The following is a 17,401-nucleotide window of genomic DNA, read 5'->3' on the forward strand; positions in this document are numbered from 1 at the left end:
GTCGAGTTCACCTCGCTCTCCAAGACCTACTCGATGCCGGGCTGGCGCATGGGCTTCGCCGTCGGCAACGAGCGGCTCGTGGGCGCGCTGACGCGGATCAAGAGCTATCTCGACTACGGCGCCTTCACCCCCGTCCAGGTCGCCGCGGCCACGGCGCTGAACGGGCCGGACGACTGCATCCGCGAGATCCGCGCCATCTACAAGTCCCGGCGCGACGTGCTCGTCGACGCCATGGGCCGCTCCGGCTGGGCGATTCCGTCGCCGCCGGCCACCATGTTCGCCTGGGCGCCGGTGCCGGAACCCTTCGCGGCGGCCGGGTCGATGGCCTTCTCGAAAATTCTGCTCGCCGAGGCGGCGGTCGCGGTCGCCCCGGGCGTCGGCTTCGGCGAGTACGGCGAGGGCTACGTCCGGCTCGGGCTGGTCGAGAACGAGCACCGCATCCGCCAGGCCGCCCGTGGCGTGCGCAAGGTCATGCAGAACGCCGGCGCGCTGATGGAGAAGCACGCCGCCGAGGAAGTCGCCGCCTGAGGCGACGCCGGCCGCTCCGCGGCGGGCAGTCACGTCGGGGCCGCGGCGTCGATCCCGGGCAACTCGTCGAGCATCGCCGAGATGTCCTCCACCACGTCGGCGACCACGTGGACCACGTCGCCGTCGCGCTGCAACCGGCCGGTGACCCTGAGGCAGCGGCCGGCGATCACCGCCCGGCGGAACCGCTCGAAGGTCTTCGCCCAGACCACGATATTGGCCACCCCCGTCTCATCCTCGAGCGTGACGAAGATCACCCCCTTGGCCGTGCCGGGACGCTGGCGGCAGATGACGATCCCCGCCACCGCGAGCCGCGCCCCGTTCGGCGGCAATACGAGATCGCCCGCCGGCACGCAGGCCGGCGGCCGCGGCCAGGCGGGGCGACGGCGCGGGCGCTCCCCCGAAGGGGCGCGATCGGACCGGGCGATGGGCGAGACGGGACTCATTCGAACAAAGATAGAACACTCTGCTCGCCCGGCAAGCATGATCGCCGGAACCGAACCGGAATCGATCCGGACTGGCGGCGGCGCTTCGGGATCGCTAAGACAGGCGCCGTTCCACTCGCAGGCAGGACGGAAATGGCGCGCATCACCTATATCGAGCACAACGGCACCGCCCACGAAGTCGACGTGCCGACCGGCCTGACGGTGATGGAAGGCGCGCGCGACAACGACATCCCCGGCATCGAAGCCGATTGCGGCGGCGCCTGCGCCTGCTCCACCTGCCACGTCTACGTCGACCCCGCCTGGGTCGACCGCTTGCCGCCCCGCGAGATGATGGAGCAGGACATGCTCGACTTCGCCTGGGAGCCAGACCCGGTCCGCTCGCGCCTGACCTGCCAGCTCAAGGTCACCGACGATCTCGACGGCCTCGTCGTGCAGATGCCCGAGAAGCAGATCTGATCCCGACCGACCCGGTCTGCGCCCGGTCGGCGTCTCTCGCCGCCGGCGCCGGGACATGCTAAGCGAGGGACCATGACCGACGCCGTGACCGCGGGACTGGCCGCAACCGACCGGGCGACGCTCCGGATCGGCGGACCGGAGGCGCGCGACTTCCTCCAGGGCCTCGTCTCGAACGACGTGCGCAAGCTCGACGCGGGCGCCGTCTATGCCGCGCTGCTCAGCCCGCAGGGCAAGTACCTCTTCGACTTCATCCTGCTCGCCGACGGCGCGGAGATCATCCTCGACGTCAAGGCCGACCGCGCCGCCGCCCTCGCGCAGCGGCTCTCCATGTACCGGCTCCGCGCCAGGGTCAGCGTCGCGCCCGCCGGACTTGAGGTCGCCGTCGGCCGCGGCCCCGCTCCCGCGGGGCCTCTCGTCGTCGCCGACCCGCGCGCGCCGGGACTCGGCTGGCGCGCCTATGTCCCCGACGCCGCCGCCTTCGTCGCCGGGATGGCCCGGCTCGACCCGGCGGAGATCGATGCGAGGCGGGTGGCGCTCGGCGTCCCCGAGACCGGCGTGGAACTCGTCGCCGACGACAGCTACATCCTCGAGATGGGCTTCGAACGGCTGAACGGCGTCGACTTCCGCAAGGGCTGCTACGTCGGCCAAGAGGTCACGGCGCGGATGAAGCACAAGACCGAGCTGCGCAAGGGCCTCGCCCGCGTCGAGGTGACGGGCGCGGCCCCGCCGCCGGGCACGTCGATCGAGGCCGGCGGCAAGCCGGCGGGCACGCTCTACACGACCGCCGGGGGCGAGGGCCTCGCCTACCTGCGCTTCGACCGGGCTACGGGCGAGATGCGCGCCGGCGACGCGACGATCAGGCTGCCCGCAAGAGCTTCGTGAGCGGCTCGAAGACGTTGGCGTTGCCGGCAACGACGCCGCCCCCGGTGAGCGGATCGCCGCCCTCGACGAGCGGCCCGGTCATCCCCCCGGCCTCGCGCACGAGGATGACGCCCGCCGCGAGATCCCAGGCGTTCAGCCCGCGCTCCCAGAACCCGTCCACCCGACCGGCCGCGACATAGGCGAGGTCGAGCGCGGCCGAGCCCATGCGCCGCACGCCCGCCGAGACGGTCGCGACCGCGGCGATCTCGCGCAGCGCCGGGGGCAGGTCGGTGCGGGCGCCGAAGGGGATGCCGGTGGCGAAGATCATCTCCAGCAAGTCCTTGCGCCCCGAGACACGCAGGCGACGGTCGTTGATATAGGCGCCCGCGCCCTTCTCGGCGACGAACATCTCATCCTTGACCGGGTCGTAGACGACGCCGGCGACGATCTCGCCCTTGTGCTCGAGCGCGATCGAGATCGCCCAGTGCGGCATGCCGTGCAGGAAGTTCGTGGTGCCGTCGAGCGGATCGACGATCCAGCGCCGGGTCGGGTCGGCGCCCTTGACCTCGGCGCTCTCCTCGCCGACCCAGCCGTAGTTCGGCCGCGCCTCGGTCAGTTCCTCGCGGATCAGCTGCTCGGCGCGGGTGTCGGCGCGGCTGACGAAGTCCCCGGGTCCCTTGGACGAGACCTGGAGGTTCTCCACCTCGCCGAAGTCGCGCAGGAGCGAGCGGGCGGCCTTGCGCGCCGCCTTGATCATCACGTTCACGTTGGCGGACGCCTGCGCCATGCCCCTGACCCTCCATCGGCCCCGCGCCCTATAGCCGCCCGCGGCGACGGCCGGAAGGGGCGCCGTCCACCCGCGGCGCGGGCGGACCCGAGGCGCCGCGTCGACGTCCCGCCCGCTCGGGCGTTGCGCCCGCGGCGCGCTGCCCCGTTGGCGCGGGTTTCACCGTCTCCCCGCCCCGGCGGCGCGGACGACATCGCAGCGAAACGTTGGGATCGCACGAGCACCCTGGCGCCCAGAAGACCGCAACCGGCGAACCGCCACGCCGTGCCGGGCGCGGCCGCTGTCGACGGCTACTGCCCCTCCTGCCCCTCCTGCTCGCTCTCGCCGGCCTGCTCCGCCTCCAGCGCGCGCTGCGCCTCCAGCCGGCGCCAGGCGTTGACGTTGGCGTTGTGCTCCTCGAGCGTGCGGGCGAAGACGTGGCCGCCGCTGCCGTCCGCGACGAAGTAGAGGAAGTCCGTCTGCTCCGGCCGCGCCGCGGCCATCAGCGAGGCCCGGCCCGGATTGGCGATCGGGGTCGGCGGCAGGCCGCCGATGACATAGGTGTTGAACGGGGTCGACGCGGCCAGTTCGCTGGCCCGCAGGCCGCGGCCGAGGGTCTCGCGACCCTTGGTGATGCCGTAGATCACGGTCGGGTCGGTCTGAAGACGCATCCCGCGCTTCAGCCGGTTGACGAAGACGCCGGCCACCCGGCCGCGCTCCTCGGTCACCCCGGTCTCCTTCTCGACGATCGAGGCGAGGACCAGCAACTCCTCCGGAGTCCGTATCGGCAGGTCGGGGTCGCGCGCCGCCCAGGCCTCGGCCAGGGCCTTGTCCTGCTCAGTGCGCATCCGGTCGAGGATCGCCTGACGCGGATCGCCGCGCTGGTAGTCGTAGCCGGCCGGCGCGAGGCTCCCCTCCGGCGGAACCTCGGCGATCTCGCCCGAGAGGTCGGGATGCGCCCGCAGCGCCTCCACGACCTGCCAGCTCGTCCACCCTTCCGGGATGACGACCTGGCGCAGCACGTTGCCGCCCGCGTTGAGCTGGTCGAGGATGCCCTGCATCGAGATGCCCGGCGGAAATTCGTACTCGCCGTAGCGCACCCCGGAATCGAGCCCGGCATAGCGCGCGCCGATACGGAAGACCGAGGCGTTCGAGATCGCGCCCGCCTCCTGCAACCGGTCCGCGACGCTGGCGAGCCCCTCGCCGCGCGCCACCTCGATCCGCAACGGCGCCTCGAGCGGGCCCGGCCCGCGGAACTGCGACTGGCCCCAGGTGACGATCCCGAAGACCAGCACCATCCCGAGGACGAGCAGCGTCAGGACGTTCGCGGCGACATGACGCATCATCGGCGCAGGCTCATGCGAACTGCTTCAGCACCAGCGAGGCGTTGGTGCCGCCGAAGCCGAAGGAGTTCGACAGCGCCACGCGGATCTCCCGTTCCCGCGCCTTCAGCGGCGCGAGGTCGAGCGGCGTCTCGACGGAGGGATCCTCCAGGTTCAGCGTCGGCGGCGCCACCTGGTCGCGCAGCGCCAGCACGCAGAAGATCGCCTCGATCGCCCCGGCGGCGCCGAGCAGGTGCCCGGTCGAGGATTTCGTGGAGGACATCGTCGCGCGCGCCGCGTGGGCGCCGAGCAGCCGCGTCACGGCGCCGAGCTCGATCTCGTCGCCCATCGGCGTCGAGGTGCCATGCGCGTTGACGTAGTCGATCTCCTCGGGTGTGATCCCGGCGCTGCGCAGCGCCGCCTGCATCGCTCGATAGCCGCCGTCACCGTCCGGGGCCGGGGCGGTGATGTGGTAGGCGTCGCCCGAAAGCCCGTATCCCGCCACCTCGGCGTAGATCCGCGCGCCGCGCGCCCTGGCGTGCTCGAGCTCTTCCAGCACCACCACGCCCGCGCCCTCGCCCATGACGAAGCCGTCGCGGCCCCGGTCATAGGGCCGGCTCGCCTTCTCCGGCGTGTCGTTGTACCCGGTCGAGAGCGCCTTGCAGGCGTTGAACCCGGCGATCCCCAGCTCGCAGATCGCCGCCTCGGCGCCGCCGGCCACCATCACGTCGGCGTCGCCCCACATGATGAGCCGCGCCGCGTCGCCGATCGCATGCGCGCCGGTCGAGCAGGCGGTGACGACCGAATGGTTCGGGCCCTTGAAGCCGTAGCGGATCGAGACCTGACCCGAGCAGAGATTGATCAGGCTGCCCGGGATGAAGAACGGCGAGACCCGCCGCGGCCCCTTCTCCTTGAGCACGACCGCGGTGTCCGCGATCGTCGCGAGGCCGCCGATTCCCGAGCCGATCATCACCCCGGTGCGCAGCCGGTCCTCCTCGGCCTCTGGCTTCCAGCCGGCGTCCGTCACCGCCTGCTCGGCCGCGGCCACGGCGAAGAGGATGAAGTTGTCGACCTTGCGGCTCTCCTTCGGCGACATCCAGTCGTCGGCGTTGAAGGTGCCGTCGCTCCCGTCGCCGCGCGGCGCCTCGCAGGCGATGCGCGTCGCGAGATTGCTCGCGTCGAAGAGGGTGATCGGCCCGGCCCCTGACCTGCCGGCCACCAGCCGGCTCCAGGTCTCCTCGACCCCCGAGGCGAGAGGGCTGACCATGCCGAGCCCGGTGATCACAACGCGCCGCATCCGCCGCCTCCGCCTGAAAAATCCTTGGCCCGACAAATAGCGGACGGCCCCCGCCCCGGCAAGCGCGCCATCGACGCGCGCGCCGCCGCGGACGCGGTTCCGTCCCGCGGCTCGCGCGACCTTTTCGGTTCCCGGCGCACGAAACGGCTCGCTTGCGGACGGCCGCGGCGGCGCAGGGCGCATGGGGCGGCCTCCTCGCGATCGCAGTGGGCGCGACCGCCTGCCGCCGACGACGTTCCTGATCATGGTCGCCGCGATCGGGGCGCTCGTCCTCGGCGAGATCTCCCGCAGCTGCGGCGCGCCACCCGGATGCCTCGCCCCCGGACCGAGGCCCGACCAGGCGGGGGTTCGCGGAATCCCCGACCGTTCCGCTATGCATATGCGTTGTGCATGGTCCGTGCATGCCTTGCGCATGCCCCGGGCGGAGACGACGACGGCGTCCGGTCGCCCGGACGCCGCCGCGGATCCGCCCGTCGGGGTGGATCAGGAATTCGCCTCGATGAACTTCACCGCATCGCCGTAGGTCTGGATCGTCTCGGCGGCGTCGTCGGGGATCTCGATCCCGAACTCCTCCTCGAAGGCCATGACCAGCTCGACCGTGTCGAGGCTGTCGGCGCCGAGGTCGTCGATGAACGAGGCATTGTCCGTGACCTTGGCCTCGTCGACGCTCAGGTGCTCGACCACGATCTTTTTGACCCGTTCTGCGATATCGCTCATCTCTACTTCCTCGCTGTGCCGGGCCTCTGCGAGCGCCCGTCCTCGTTGTTCTCGGGCCGTCCCGCCGCCGCCTTTTCGCGCCGTAACGTCCGAAGGTCGCGGCCAGTTCCCGGCGCCGAACCCCGGGACAACTCGTCGCGCCTATAGCACAACGAAAGCCTACGGCAAACGCTAATGCAAGCCTCCCGAACTACGGGCGCTCGGGATAGGTCGGGAAACTTTCCGGTTTTCCATCATGGACTTCCGTGAGCATCCTGACGTTTGGCGGTTGGCGCTCGCCTCCCGCGCCCCAGCATCTCCCGAACCCCGGACCGGCCCGAGCCCCAAGGGGCGAATCCTGGCTCCCCTGCGCCTGCGCGCCTCAGATCATCGCCATTCCGCCGTTGACGTGCAGGGTCTGGCCGGTGACGTATGCGGCCTCGGTCGAGGCGAGATAGACCACGGCCGCCGCGATCTCCTCCGCGACCCCCATCCGCCCGGCGGGAATGCCGGCGAGGAGCTTAGCCCTCTGGTCGTCGCCGAGCGCGTCGGTCATCGCCGTGGTGATGAAGCCCGGGGCGACGCAGTTGACCGTGACCCCCCGGCTCGCGACCTCGGCGGCGAGGCTCTTGGACATGCCGATCAGGCCCGCCTTGGCGGCGGCGTAGTTCGCCTGTCCGGGGTTGCCGGTCACGCCGACGATCGAGGTCACGCTGACGATCCGGCCCCAGCGCGCCTTCATCATGCCGCGCAGCGCCCCGCGGGCGAGCCGCATTGCGCTGGTGAGGTTCACTTCGAGCACCGCCGACCAGTCGGCGTCGGACATGCGCATCATCAGCTGGTCGCGGGTGATGCCGGCGTTGTTGACGAGGATGTCGAGCGAGCCCGTCGCCTCCGCGGCCTGCTTCGGCAGCGCGTCGACCGCGGCCGGGTCTGAAAGGTCGCAGGGCAGCACGTGCGCGCGCGCGCCAAGTTCGGCGGCCAGCGCCTCGAGCGGCGCGACCCGCGTCCCCGACAGCGCGACCGTGGCGCCCTGTGCGTGCAGCGCCCGCGCGACGGCGCCGCCGATGCCGCCCGAGGCGCCCGTCACCAGCGCCCCCCTGCCCGTCAGGTCGAACATGCCTCAGCCCTCCCCGGCCAGCGCGGCGACATCGGCGGGCGCACCGACGGCCTTCGTGTCGATCTCCCGGGCGATCCGGCGCACCATGCCGGACAGCGCCTTGCCGGCGCCGAGCTCGACGGTCTCGTCGACGCCGTGTGCGGCCATAAATTCGACGCTCTCGCGCCAGCGCACCCGGCCGGTGACCTGCGCGACGAGGAGGCGCCGGATCTCGTCCGGGTCGTCCACGCCGCGCGCGACGACATTCGCCACGACAGGGACCGAAGGCCGGGCGATCCGAACCTCCTTCAGCGCCTCCGCCATCGCCTCCGCGGCGGGCGACATCAGCGCGCAATGGAAGGGGGCGCTCACCGGCAGGAGCAGCGCGCGCTTGGCGCCCTTGCCCTTCGCGATCTCCACCGCCCGCTCGACGGCGGCGCGGTGGCCGCTGACCACCACCTGCGCGGGGTCGTTGTCGTTCGCCGCCTCGCAGACCTGACCCCCCGCAGCCTCAGCCGCCACGGTCTCGGCAGCGGCGACGTCGAGTCCGAGCAGAGCCGCCATGGCGCCCTCGCCGACCGGGACCGCGGCCTGCATCACCTGCCCGCGCAGGCGCAGGAGCCGCGCCGTGTCGGCGAGCGCCAGCGCGCCGGCGGCGCAGAGCGCGGAATACTCGCCGAGCGAATGCCCCGCCACGAAGGCGGCGGTTTCGATCCCCTGCCCCTCCGCCTCGAGGGCGCGCAGCGCCGCGATCGAGGTGACCATGAGCGCCGGCTGGGCGTTCTCGGTCAGAGTCAGTTCGTCGAGGTCGCCCTCCCAGATCAGTCGGGAAAGCGGGGAATGCAGCGCCGCGTCGACCTCCTCGAACGCCGCCCGTGCGGCCGGATAGGCCTCGGCGAGAGCGCGGCCCATGCCGATCGACTGCGCCCCCTGGCCGGGAAAGAGGAATGCCCGCGTCACGTCGCCCCCCGTTTGCTTGTTTCGCGTTTCCTAGCGACGTCGCCCCGCCCCGTCCAGCGTCGCGCGGCCGTCGGGAGCGTGCTAGCGTGCCGGCGAGGGAGCCCATGACCGACCGCATCCGCCTGACCGAGGAACTCGTTGCCCTCGCCACCCGCGTGGGGCCTACGAGCCCGCAGGCGTGGGCAAGGCGACTGCGTACGGATGGACGCCGTCGTTCTGCCTGCGGATCGGGCGCTACCGGGCGACGCGTGACCGCCCGGGTCTGATGATGCAGCTCGACCGTGCCGAGGGCGCCGCGGTCGTGGGGGTGCTGCACCGGCTCGACCCGAACCGGGAGGCGGCCGAGCTCGCGGGGCTGTGGCGGCGGGAGATGTCGGTGAAGCCGTCGGGGAACCTGCCGCTGTGGATCGAAGTCGCGGCCGACGACGGCCGGGCCGTCCGGGCGCTCGCCTTCACCTCGAACCCCGAGGCCGGAAACTACGTCGGCACGCTCGACCCCGACGAGGCGGCGGAGATGATCGCCGGCGCCTGCGGCCCCGTGGGGAGCTGCGCGGAGTACCTGATGCAGACGGTGGCGGCGCTGGCGGCGCACGGGATCGCGGACCCCTACCTGGACGACCTCGACGCCCGGGTCGCCGCGCGGCTCAACCGCCTGCGGTCCCCGGCAGGAAGCCTGGGACCGCATCCATGATGCGACACAAAGCGGAGAGTTCGTGCAATGGCGAAGTTCGTGTACGGAATGAACGTATCGCTGGACGACTATGTCGACCATCAGGACTTCGCGCCCGATCCCGCGCTCTTTCGTCACTGGATCGAGCAGGTGTGCGGCGTGACCGGCAGCGTCTACGGCCGCCGCATCTACGAGGTCATGCGCTACTGGGACGAGGACCAGCCGGATTGGACCCCGGAGGAGCGCGACTTCGCGACCGCGTGGCGGAACCAGCCGAAGTGGGTGATCTCGCGATCGCTGGAGTCGGTCGGCCCGAACGCCACGCTTGTGTCCAGCGGTATCGAGGCGGCGCTACGGGGGCTCAAGGCGCGGCTCGCAGGGGAGGTCGACGTTTCCGGTCCTGACCTGGCGCGAAGTCTGACGGACCTCGGTCTCGTCGACGAGTATCGGCTCTACTTCCACCCGGTCGTGCTCGGTCGCGGCAAGCCGTTCTTCGCCGGCGCGCGTCCGCGTCTCCGCCTGACTGCAAGCGATCGCATCGGCGAGGACGTGATCCGCTTGACCTACGTTTCCGCCTGAACGGTACGGGTACGAGGCGGATCGCGCCGGTTCATCCGCCCAAGTCGGCGGCGATGGCAGGCCCTAGGGCCGGGAGGGCGGCGAGGCCGCCCTCCCGCGCGGTCACCAGCGCTCGATCGAGCCCGCGTCGCCACGGCGCCCGGCGAGGGCGCGGCCCAGGCGGGCGAACCAACCGGCGCCGCGATCGTACTTCGCCCGGACCACCTCGGGCAGAGCCACGTCGCGATTGAGCTGCACGCCCCACACGTCCTCGATGAAGCGGCCCTCGCCCTTCATCTGCTGCAACAGCGCCAGCGCGCCGGGATAGCCAAGGCTGCCTTCGCGCTGAATGACCTGCAAGAGCCGCTCCTCGACGTCCTGCGCCATCTTCGCGTCGCCGCAGATGATGAGGTGACTGTCCGGCCGCCGGATCACGTCCCAGGCCGTCGCCCCGTCGCCGTCGATCGCGTCCTGAACATAGGCCTTTGCCGGACCCTTGCGTGAATAGGCAACCGACAGCCGCGAGAGATGGCCCTGCTCGCGCCAGTGGATCAGGTCGGCGCGCTGCAGGAACTCGTCCTCGCCGCGGAAGCCTGCGTAGAGCGCCGCAGGCGTGGCCGAGGACGCCCGCGCGCCCCGGGCGACGCGATCCTGCATGATGCCGTAGAGCGGCGCGAGCCCCGTCCCGGCTCCGACGAGGAGCAGCGGCCCGACGAAGTCCGCCGGCAGCCGGCGAGGCGCGGACTTGACGGCGATCCGCAACGCCGTCCCTGGCGCGAGCTCGCTCAGATAGTGCGAGCAGAGGCCACGCCGGGACCGCCCGTCCCGCGAGGGGAGCGTGAGGACACCCGCCATGATCCGCGCCTGCCGCGGATGGACCCGCGGGCTCGATCCGATCGAGTAGAGCCGCGGCTTCAGACGCGGCAGCAGTTCGATCAGCACGTCGATCGGGGGAACGGACTGCGGAAACGCCTCGAAGAGGTCGAGGAGCGAGTGATACGTCTCGCGGAGCCACTCGCGCAGCGCCGCGCGGGCGGGATCGGCCTCGTCGAGGTTCAGCTTCGCGATCCACCGGTCCAGCTGCATCTGGTCGTCGAGGTCGCGACTCGCGGCGCGCATGGCGGCGAGCAGTTCCTCCGGCGCGGTGGGCATCCCGAGATCCAGGTCCTGCGCGAGCAGCCTTTCCACCGGATAGCCGCCCCGGAAGCGGTCGAGCGCGTGCGCCGAGGCGCCGAGGATGCGGAACCATGCGTCGCGCGGAAGCCCGAGATGCCGGCACACGCCGTCCACCAGCCGATCCGGGTTGACCGGACAGATCGCGAGATGGTCGCCGGCCTCGTAGGCGTCCGCGCCCGCCGGCAGGTCGATCCCGATGTGGCGCGTCGAGCGGCCGGGACCGGCGTCGGGACCGAGCATCTCGTCGTTGAAGGCGACGCGCCCGATCCGGGCGGGGTCGACCGCCGGCGGTCGCGCAGGCGGGACTATCTCGACCACCGCGCGCCGCGCCCGGACCGCCTGGCCGTCCGCCGACCAGAGCTTGGCGAACATTTCCAGCCACTGCTTCACGGTGTCGGACTGACCGGAGATCTCGTCGGCGAGATCGAGCTTCGCGATGCGCTCCGCCCCGGCCGCCTCGAAGGCCGCGTCATAGGCGACCGCCGCGGCGCAGAACTTCGGGTAGATCCGGTTGCCGATGCCGAGCACCGAGAAGCCGACGCCGACAAGCGCCCCGGGCTTGCGGCTCCGCAGCCAGTCGAGGAACGCCTGCCCGTTCGCGGGCGCGTCGCCGTCGCGGCAGGTCGAGGCGATGACGAGCACGAGCGATTCACGCGCGATCTGGTCGACGTCCACCTCGTCCATCGACAGGACCTGGGGCGCGAGCCCGCCGAGCCGGCGGGCCGCCTGCCGCGCGTAGCCCTCGGCGGTGCCGGTCTCCGAGGCGTAGAGGATCAAGGGCCGCCTAGTCCTGGCCTCCGGCGCCGCGACGATCTCGCGCGCCGGGCAGATGCCCCGATCGGCCACCTGCCAGCGATCTGCCGCGTAGGCATAGGCCGGGCGCAACTGGAAGTCGCGCATCTCGTGATGCCAGACCGGCGTGGTCGCGCCCCCGGCGGCGGGCGCGATCCAAGACCACTGCGCCGGGCACTCCCGGCCGGCCTTCTTTTCACGCAGGTCGTGGATCATGAACTGGCGCGAGGCGGTCTGATGGTCGACCAGAGTCACCCGCGCCTGCTGGAAGCTGTGCACGATGGCGACGTTCAGCTCGAGGAACGCCCGGTCCCTCCAAAGCGTCGCCTCCGACGAGGTGTCGAGTTCGAGCGCGGCGGCGATTTGCGCGGCGCGATCGTAGCGCTTCTCCTCCCAGAGGTTGCGGGCGATCTCGGTGCCCATGAACCAGCCATTGAACGGCAGGCACCCGTAGTTGATGCCGCCGATGTCGAGGCGAAAATTGGCGATCGCCGGCACCGCGCACCACTTCAGGCCCAGCTCGGCGATGGCCGGCGCCGTCGGATGTGTGATCGACACCTCCAGCACCTCGGCCGGGTCGAAGTGGTAGACGCGCGGCTCGTGGCCCGGCATGTCGATGACGATCGGCAGGACATCGAAGTCGGTCGGCTCGGCCGGCGGTTCCCATCCTAGCTTGCGGATCGCGGCAGTCAGGTCGAGGTTCGCCCGGTCGCCCACTACCGAACCGTCGGCGAGCTGATGCCCGGCGTAGCGGATGAGCTGGCTGTTCCAGATCCGCGGTCCCCAGCGCTCGCCCGGCCGGGTCGGGCGGAACAGCGTCAGCACGATCTCGATGTTGCCGCCGTTCGTCGCCGCCCGCAGGTGCTCGACGCACTCGGCGAACATCTCGTCGGGGTCGACCACGTAGCGCCTGTCGCGCACGATCAGGTTCTTCCAGCTGATGCGCCCGATGCACTTCGGCGCGTTGCGCCAGGCGAGCCGGGCGCCGTGCTCGAGCTCCTCGAAGGCGTGGGTGTAGGATCCGGTCGCCCGGATCTCGTGGGTGACCTCGGACCAGCGCTTGTCGAGCCGCGCCTGGCTCCAGCCAAGCTCCGAAGCCACCTGGTCGATGAATTCGCGGGCAGCCTTCGTCAGCTTCTCCTGCTGCGCCATCGGCTCGGAGATGATGCGAATGACCCGGCCGAACAGCGTCTCCCACCCGCGACGCGTGCGTTCGTCGAGCGGAAGGCCGAAGGCGCCGAGCGTCTCGAGCAGCGGCCCGGCGAGCTTGGGGTAGTCCGCCGGCGGGATGGCGTTCGACTGGTGAATCTGGCCGAGGTTGCGCAACTCCTGTCGCAGGTTCTTCGGCCGCGTCGCCGCCGCCCGGCTCAGGAACACCACCGTCTCGATCAGGTGGCGCGAAAGCATGTCCATGTCGGCGGTGCGGAAGTGGCGCAGCACCTCTGGATGCGTCCGGAACAGCGTCTGGTAGAAGAAGATTCCGGCGTCCTGGGGGTGGGCGAGCATCGCCTCCGCGCCGGCCTGCATGTCAGCCACCACGCCCGGAGCGAGCGCGCGCTCCTCCGCCTCGACATGCGCGATCATCGGGCGGGCGATCTCGGCGGCGAAGAACCGCGCGATCGCGGAACCGTCGCCGCGCGCGAGGTTGTCGCGCTCGAAGTCCTCGAGATAGGGTGCCTTGCCCATTGCCCAGACAAAGGTGCGACCCGCGAGCCGCCAGTGCTCGGCGGTCAGCCCGTAGGTCGCGAAGAAGCTCCCCGCGGATGCGATGTCGGCGCACCGGGCGCCCTCCGCACCAGGCGCCGAGCGATAGGCCTCGCGGAGCGCCACCTCGGTCGACCTGTCGAGGGCGCGCACGGCCCGGTCGAAGAGGGCGAGGAACTCGGTCGGCGCCTGGTCGATCGCCGCCCCGAACTGGTCCGCCAGTTCCGGAGCGTCGAGGATCAGCCGCTCGAAGAACATCTCGGTCAGCATCTCGTCGAACGCGAGGAACTTGTTCCAGCTGTCCTTGACGATGACGCGCTCGACACGGCTCAGATGTTCGCTCGACTCGGACCCGGGCACGTCGCGGTCGCCCGGAACTGTCCCGGAATCATCCAAGTATCGCTTTTGAAGCGTGCTTGAATTCTTCATCCCCGTGCCCTCGCGATGTACGCCAGCTTTTGTAAAGCTGTCTTTACCACTGTTTAACCAATGAAATACTATCGGGGGATGTCTTAAGGGATCGCCAAAACCCCCGCATCATGTTGCGGGGCGTTGGCCGCGGTCCCGCGGCTCGCGAGCGGAGGTCGGCGCATGTACGGCATGATCCACCAGGCGGCGCGCGACCTCGCCGTGGCTCACCTCGGCGAGGCGGAGTGGGAGCGGCTGGTCGAGACCAGCGGCCTCAACGGCCGCCACTTCATCGGGTTCGAGTACTATTCCGACGCCGAAACGATGCGCATCGTCGGCCTGATCGCCGACCGTCTCGGTTGCTCCATGGCGGAGACGTTCTATCTCTTCGGCCGCACCTGGATCGACTTCGCGGGGACATCGGCCTATGGCCGCGTCCTTTGCATGGCGGGCGGAGATCTCGAGACCTTCATCTCGAACCTCGACCGGATGCACGCCTCGATCAAGTCCAACATGCCCAAGGCATCGCTGCCCGGCTTCGAGGTGGTCGAGAGCCGGGATGGAGCCATCCACGTGCTTTACCGATCCGAACGCGAGGGTCTCGCGCCCTTCGTCCACGGGATACTCAGCGCCGTGGCTGAACGCTTTGGGGAGCGTGTGACCATCGACTACGAAGCGCGCCCGGGGGGCGCGCTTTTCGTTCTTGCGCGCCAGCCCGTGAACGCCTGACCGCATGGACGCAGGCCGTCCCATGGGACTCACGCTCGCCGAGCACGAGCTGGCTTCGCTGTTTCCCGCCTATCTGCGCCTCGACCGCGCCGGGCGCATCGTCGCGGCCGGGCCGTCGATCCGCGCCCATGCCGGCGACGGACTGGTCGGCGCCGCGTTCTTCGACCGGTTCCGCATCGAACGCCCCGCAAACGTCGCCGACCTTTCCGCGCTCCGCAGCCGCGGCCGGCCGATGATCGTGCGACTGAACGTCGAGCGGCCGCTGCGCATGCGCGGCATCGCGCTGCCCCGCGCCGACGGGCTCTGGCTGATGCTCGGGCACATCCCCGACCTCGAGACCAGGGACGTGGCGCTGGAGTTGCAGTTCTCCGATTTCTCCCCCACCGACGGCACGCTAGACATGCTGCTCGCCGCCGAGATGCGCTCCGGCCTCCTCGCCGAGGCCCGCACGCTCGCCGAGGGCCTCGAGGAGCAGAAGAAGGCCGCCGAGCGCGCCAACAACGCAAAGAGCGCCTTCCTCGCCACGATGAGCCACGAGATTCGCACGCCGATGAACGGGGTTCTCGGCCTCGCCGCCATCCTCGCGGGAACCGATCTCACCCAGAGCCAACGCGAGATGCTCGACGTGATGATCACATCAGGCAAGCTCCTGATGGACATCCTGAACGACGTCCTCGACCTGTCCAAGATCGAGTCGGGCCAGATCGACCTCGAGGAGGCGCCCTTCGACGTCGCCGAACTGGCCGAGGGCGTGCGCGGCCTCTTCGGCCCGGCGGCGGCGAGCAAGGGCCTCGAGCTCGACGTGAGCGTGGACGCGCCGGAGCCGTGGTGCATGGGCGACGCGGTTCGCGTGCGGCAGATCCTCGTCAACCTCGTCTCGAACGCGCTGAAGTTCACCGACGTCGGCGGCGTCTCGGTGTCGGTCCGGCTCGCCGGAACCGGCGAGCGGCGCGAGCTTCGGATGATCGTGCGCGACACCGGCATCGGCATGTCGGCCGAGGGAATGGGCCGCCTCTTCCGTCCATTCGTTCAGGCCGACAGCTCGACCACCCGGCGCTTCGGCGGCACCGGTCTCGGGCTCGCGATCGCGAAACTCCTTTGCGGGCAGATGCAGGGCGATATCCGCGTCGAGAGCCGGCTCGGCCGTGGCTCGACGTTCACCGTCGAACTGCCTCTCGCTGCCGCCCGCCCCCCCGCGGAGTCGGTCGCCGACGACGGCGGCCCCCGCAACGCGACCATCGGCGCGCCGCATGTCCTCGTCGTCGAGGACAACGCCACCAATCAGTTCGTGCTCACCCTCTTCCTGAGCAAGCTCGGCTACACCTTCGACCTGGCGAACCACGGCGCCGAGGCGCTGATCGCCTGGGAGCGCCGGCCCTATGACGTGATCCTGATGGACGTGGAGATGCCGGTCCTCGATGGCTTCGAGGCCACGCGCGAGTTGCGCCGGCGCGAGCAGGCCCAGGGTCGGGCCCATACGCCGATCATCGCGCTCTCGGCGGACGCGATGCTCGAGAACCGCGACAAGGCGCGCCTCGTCGGCATGGACGACTTCGTGACCAAGCCGATCGACCTCGAACGGCTGGAGGGGATGATCGCCAACCAGCTCTCGCGCCCCGCCGTCGACTCCGCGCCGACGCAGACGCACGCGCGCGCCTGACCGCGGCGCCGTCGGAGCCGAGGCCGGGCCGGGCGGCTTTCGCCCGACGGGCGGACGGCGGGAAATCGCATCCTCTCGGGACGGCATCGCCGGGGCGCGCGGACCGGGCCCCGGCCGCGCCGTCAGATGATGACGAGGTTGGTGTCGAGGAGCCCGGCGAGCGTCTCCGCCTCGATGCCGACGAAGAGCACGCCGTTGCCCATCGACCCGCCGAGGTCGAGCCAGGAATCGCTCCCCCAGTCCTCGATCCTGCCCGCGAGCGCCTCGGCCGTCACCGGCCCGATGCCGTTCACGTTCGCGGTGACATGGAGCATGTCCTCTGCCCCGAAATCGAGGATGATGTCGACGTTGAACGCGCTGCGGATGACGAAGACGTCCGCCCCCGCGCCGCCGACCATCACGTCGTCGCCCGCGCCGCCGACGAGGGTGTCGTCGCCGTCGCCGCCTTCGAGCCAGTCCGCGCCCCGGCCGCCGTGCAGCCGGTCGTCGCCCGCCTCGCCGAAGATCACGTCGTCGCCGCGGCCGTAGTCGTCGAACCCTGTCACCACGTCGTCGCCGTCGCCGAGCCGGATCAGGTCGTCGCCGCCGCCGCCCTCGACCCGGTCGGCGCCGGCGCCCCCGTCGATCCGGTCGTCGCCGTAGCCGCCGAACATCACGTCGTCGCCCGCCTCGCCGGCCAGCAAGTCGTTGCCGTTGCCGCCCTCGATCTTGTCGTCGCCAGCCCCGCCGTTCAGTTCGTCGTCGCCGAGCCCGCCGACGAGCCGGTCGTCGCCGACCCCGCCGAAAAGCCGGTCCGCCCCGCCGTCGCCGAAGAGCAGGTCGTCGCCTTCGCCGCCGACGAGCAGATCGTCGCCGTCCTGGCCACGCAACGTGTCGTTCCCGTCGTCGCCGAAGAGCCGGTCCGCCCCGAAGGAGCCGTCCAGCCGGTCGTCTCCGTCCCCGCCGTGCATCTCGTCGACGGCGAGGCGCTTGGCGTCGCGCCAGACAACGAAGCCTCCCGCGGGCAACTCCGCCTCGGCGAGCGTGGCGAAGCGCACGTCGAGGACGTCGTCGCCCGCCCCGCCGTAGAGCACGTTCGAGCCGCCGCCGCCGTGGACCATGTCGTCGCCCGGGCCGCCGTCGATCAGGTCGTCGCCCTCGCCCCCGCGCAGCGTGTCGTCGCCCGCCCCCCCGAGGATCAGGTCGCCCCCGTCGCCACCGAGGACGACGTCGTCTCCCGGCCCGGCGATGACGAGATCCGCGCCGCCTTCGCCGGAAATAGTGTCGTCGCCCGGCC

The 17,401-nt window shown here is 71.1% G+C and carries 16 protein-coding genes; 7 read left to right on the top strand and 9 right to left on the bottom strand.

From position 1 onward, the window contains the following. A partial coding sequence (locus KBA23_RS11280) for an aminotransferase class I/II-fold pyridoxal phosphate-dependent enzyme (protein ID WP_290740873.1) occupies positions 1-528 on the top strand: 528 nt, incomplete at its 5' end. Between the two features lie 29 nt (positions 529-557). Here the strand turns inward: KBA23_RS11280 and KBA23_RS11285 are convergent. After that, positions 558-953, bottom strand: a complete 396-nt coding sequence (locus KBA23_RS11285) for an OB-fold nucleic acid binding domain-containing protein (RefSeq protein ID WP_290740914.1) — start codon at positions 951-953, stop codon at positions 558-560. A gap of 150 nt (positions 954-1,103) precedes the next feature. Here KBA23_RS11285 and KBA23_RS11290 point away from each other — a divergent pair, with 150 nt between their 5' ends. Further along, complete coding sequence (locus tag KBA23_RS11290; RefSeq protein WP_290740875.1) at positions 1,104-1,427, top strand: 2Fe-2S iron-sulfur cluster-binding protein; 324 nt, start codon at positions 1,104-1,106, stop codon at positions 1,425-1,427. Positions 1,428-1,499: 72 nt separating this feature from the next. After that, on the top strand, positions 1,500-2,309 hold the full coding sequence (locus tag KBA23_RS11295; RefSeq protein ID WP_290740878.1) for a folate-binding protein: 810 nt from the start codon (positions 1,500-1,502) through the stop codon (positions 2,307-2,309). On the opposite strand, the gene KBA23_RS11300 is transcribed toward KBA23_RS11295, so the two are convergent. From KBA23_RS11300 to fabD, 6 genes are all read right to left on the bottom strand, one after another. Continuing rightward, positions 2,284-3,075, bottom strand: coding sequence for an inositol monophosphatase family protein (locus tag KBA23_RS11300; RefSeq protein WP_290740881.1), 792 nt, complete (start codon positions 3,073-3,075; stop codon positions 2,284-2,286). The genes KBA23_RS11295 and KBA23_RS11300 overlap by 26 nt on opposite strands. A 290-nt stretch (positions 3,076-3,365) precedes the next feature. After that, the gene (gene mltG / locus KBA23_RS11305; protein WP_290740884.1) at positions 3,366-4,400 is read right to left on the bottom strand and encodes an endolytic transglycosylase MltG; all 1,035 of its coding nucleotides are present in this window, start codon (positions 4,398-4,400) and stop codon (positions 3,366-3,368) included. Positions 4,401-4,410: 10 nt separating this feature from the next. Beyond that, positions 4,411-5,673, bottom strand: a complete 1,263-nt coding sequence (gene fabF, locus KBA23_RS11310) for a beta-ketoacyl-ACP synthase II (protein WP_290740887.1) — start codon at positions 5,671-5,673, stop codon at positions 4,411-4,413. Positions 5,674-6,156: 483 nt separating this feature from the next. Next, complete coding sequence (locus tag KBA23_RS11315) at positions 6,157-6,390, bottom strand: acyl carrier protein (protein WP_290740890.1); 234 nt, start codon at positions 6,388-6,390, stop codon at positions 6,157-6,159. A 361-nt stretch (positions 6,391-6,751) separates the two neighbouring features. Further along, complete coding sequence (fabG, locus tag KBA23_RS11320; RefSeq protein WP_290740893.1) at positions 6,752-7,489, bottom strand: 3-oxoacyl-[acyl-carrier-protein] reductase; 738 nt, start codon at positions 7,487-7,489, stop codon at positions 6,752-6,754. Positions 7,490-7,492: 3 nt separating this feature from the next. After that, positions 7,493-8,428, bottom strand: a complete 936-nt coding sequence (gene fabD, locus KBA23_RS11325; protein ID WP_290740896.1) for an ACP S-malonyltransferase — start codon at positions 8,426-8,428, stop codon at positions 7,493-7,495. A 178-nt stretch (positions 8,429-8,606) separates the two neighbouring features. Between fabD and KBA23_RS11330 the strand changes: the two genes are divergently transcribed. Next, entirely contained in the window at positions 8,607-9,119 is a 513-nt protein-coding gene (locus tag KBA23_RS11330; RefSeq protein WP_290740899.1) for a gamma-glutamylcyclotransferase, read from the top strand. A gap of 27 nt (positions 9,120-9,146) precedes the next feature. Further along, positions 9,147-9,677 carry a dihydrofolate reductase family protein gene (locus KBA23_RS11335; RefSeq protein ID WP_290740901.1) on the top strand — a complete coding sequence of 177 codons (531 nt, stop codon included), beginning with the start codon at positions 9,147-9,149 and terminating at the stop codon, positions 9,675-9,677. Between the two features lie 102 nt (positions 9,678-9,779). On the opposite strand, the gene KBA23_RS11340 is transcribed toward KBA23_RS11335, so the two are convergent. Further along, the gene (locus KBA23_RS11340) at positions 9,780-13,688 is read right to left on the bottom strand and encodes a nitric oxide synthase oxygenase (RefSeq protein ID WP_290740904.1); all 3,909 of its coding nucleotides are present in this window, start codon (positions 13,686-13,688) and stop codon (positions 9,780-9,782) included. A 231-nt stretch (positions 13,689-13,919) separates the two neighbouring features. Between KBA23_RS11340 and KBA23_RS11345 the strand changes: the two genes are divergently transcribed. Together KBA23_RS11345 and KBA23_RS11350 are read left to right on the top strand one after the other, a co-directional pair. After that, complete coding sequence (locus KBA23_RS11345; RefSeq protein ID WP_290740906.1) at positions 13,920-14,465, top strand: heme NO-binding domain-containing protein; 546 nt, start codon at positions 13,920-13,922, stop codon at positions 14,463-14,465. 22 nt (positions 14,466-14,487) lie between these two features. Further along, on the top strand, positions 14,488-16,125 hold the full coding sequence (locus tag KBA23_RS11350; protein WP_290740909.1) for an ATP-binding protein: 1,638 nt from the start codon (positions 14,488-14,490) through the stop codon (positions 16,123-16,125). A gap of 122 nt (positions 16,126-16,247) precedes the next feature. Here KBA23_RS11350 and KBA23_RS11355 read toward each other — a convergent pair. Then, a partial coding sequence (locus tag KBA23_RS11355) for a calcium-binding protein (protein ID WP_290740911.1) occupies positions 16,248-17,401 on the bottom strand: 1,154 nt, incomplete at its 5' end.

Source organism: Amaricoccus sp., assembly GCF_017995835.1.
Taxonomy (GTDB): Bacteria; Pseudomonadota; Alphaproteobacteria; order Rhodobacterales; family Rhodobacteraceae; genus Amaricoccus.

Bases quoted from the DNA above. Each gene is read 5' to 3' on its own strand.
- KBA23_RS11290 (WP_290740875.1), top strand. From the start codon at position 1,104: ATGGCGCGCATCACCTATATCGAGCACAACGGCACCGCCCACGAAGTC.
- KBA23_RS11295 (WP_290740878.1), top strand. From the start codon at position 1,500: ATGACCGACGCCGTGACCGCGGGACTGGCCGCAACCGACCGGGCGACG.
- KBA23_RS11300 (WP_290740881.1), bottom strand. From the start codon at position 3,075: ATGGCGCAGGCGTCCGCCAACGTGAACGTGATGATCAAGGCGGCGCGC.
- mltG (WP_290740884.1), bottom strand. From the start codon at position 4,400: ATGATGCGTCATGTCGCCGCGAACGTCCTGACGCTGCTCGTCCTCGGG.
- fabF (WP_290740887.1), bottom strand. From the start codon at position 5,673: ATGCGGCGCGTTGTGATCACCGGGCTCGGCATGGTCAGCCCTCTCGCC.
- KBA23_RS11315 (WP_290740890.1), bottom strand. From the start codon at position 6,390: ATGAGCGATATCGCAGAACGGGTCAAAAAGATCGTGGTCGAGCACCTG.
- fabG (WP_290740893.1), bottom strand. From the start codon at position 7,489: ATGTTCGACCTGACGGGCAGGGGGGCGCTGGTGACGGGCGCCTCGGGC.
- KBA23_RS11335 (WP_290740901.1), top strand. From the start codon at position 9,147: ATGGCGAAGTTCGTGTACGGAATGAACGTATCGCTGGACGACTATGTC.
- KBA23_RS11345 (WP_290740906.1), top strand. From the start codon at position 13,920: ATGTACGGCATGATCCACCAGGCGGCGCGCGACCTCGCCGTGGCTCAC.
- KBA23_RS11350 (WP_290740909.1), top strand. From the start codon at position 14,488: ATGGGACTCACGCTCGCCGAGCACGAGCTGGCTTCGCTGTTTCCCGCC.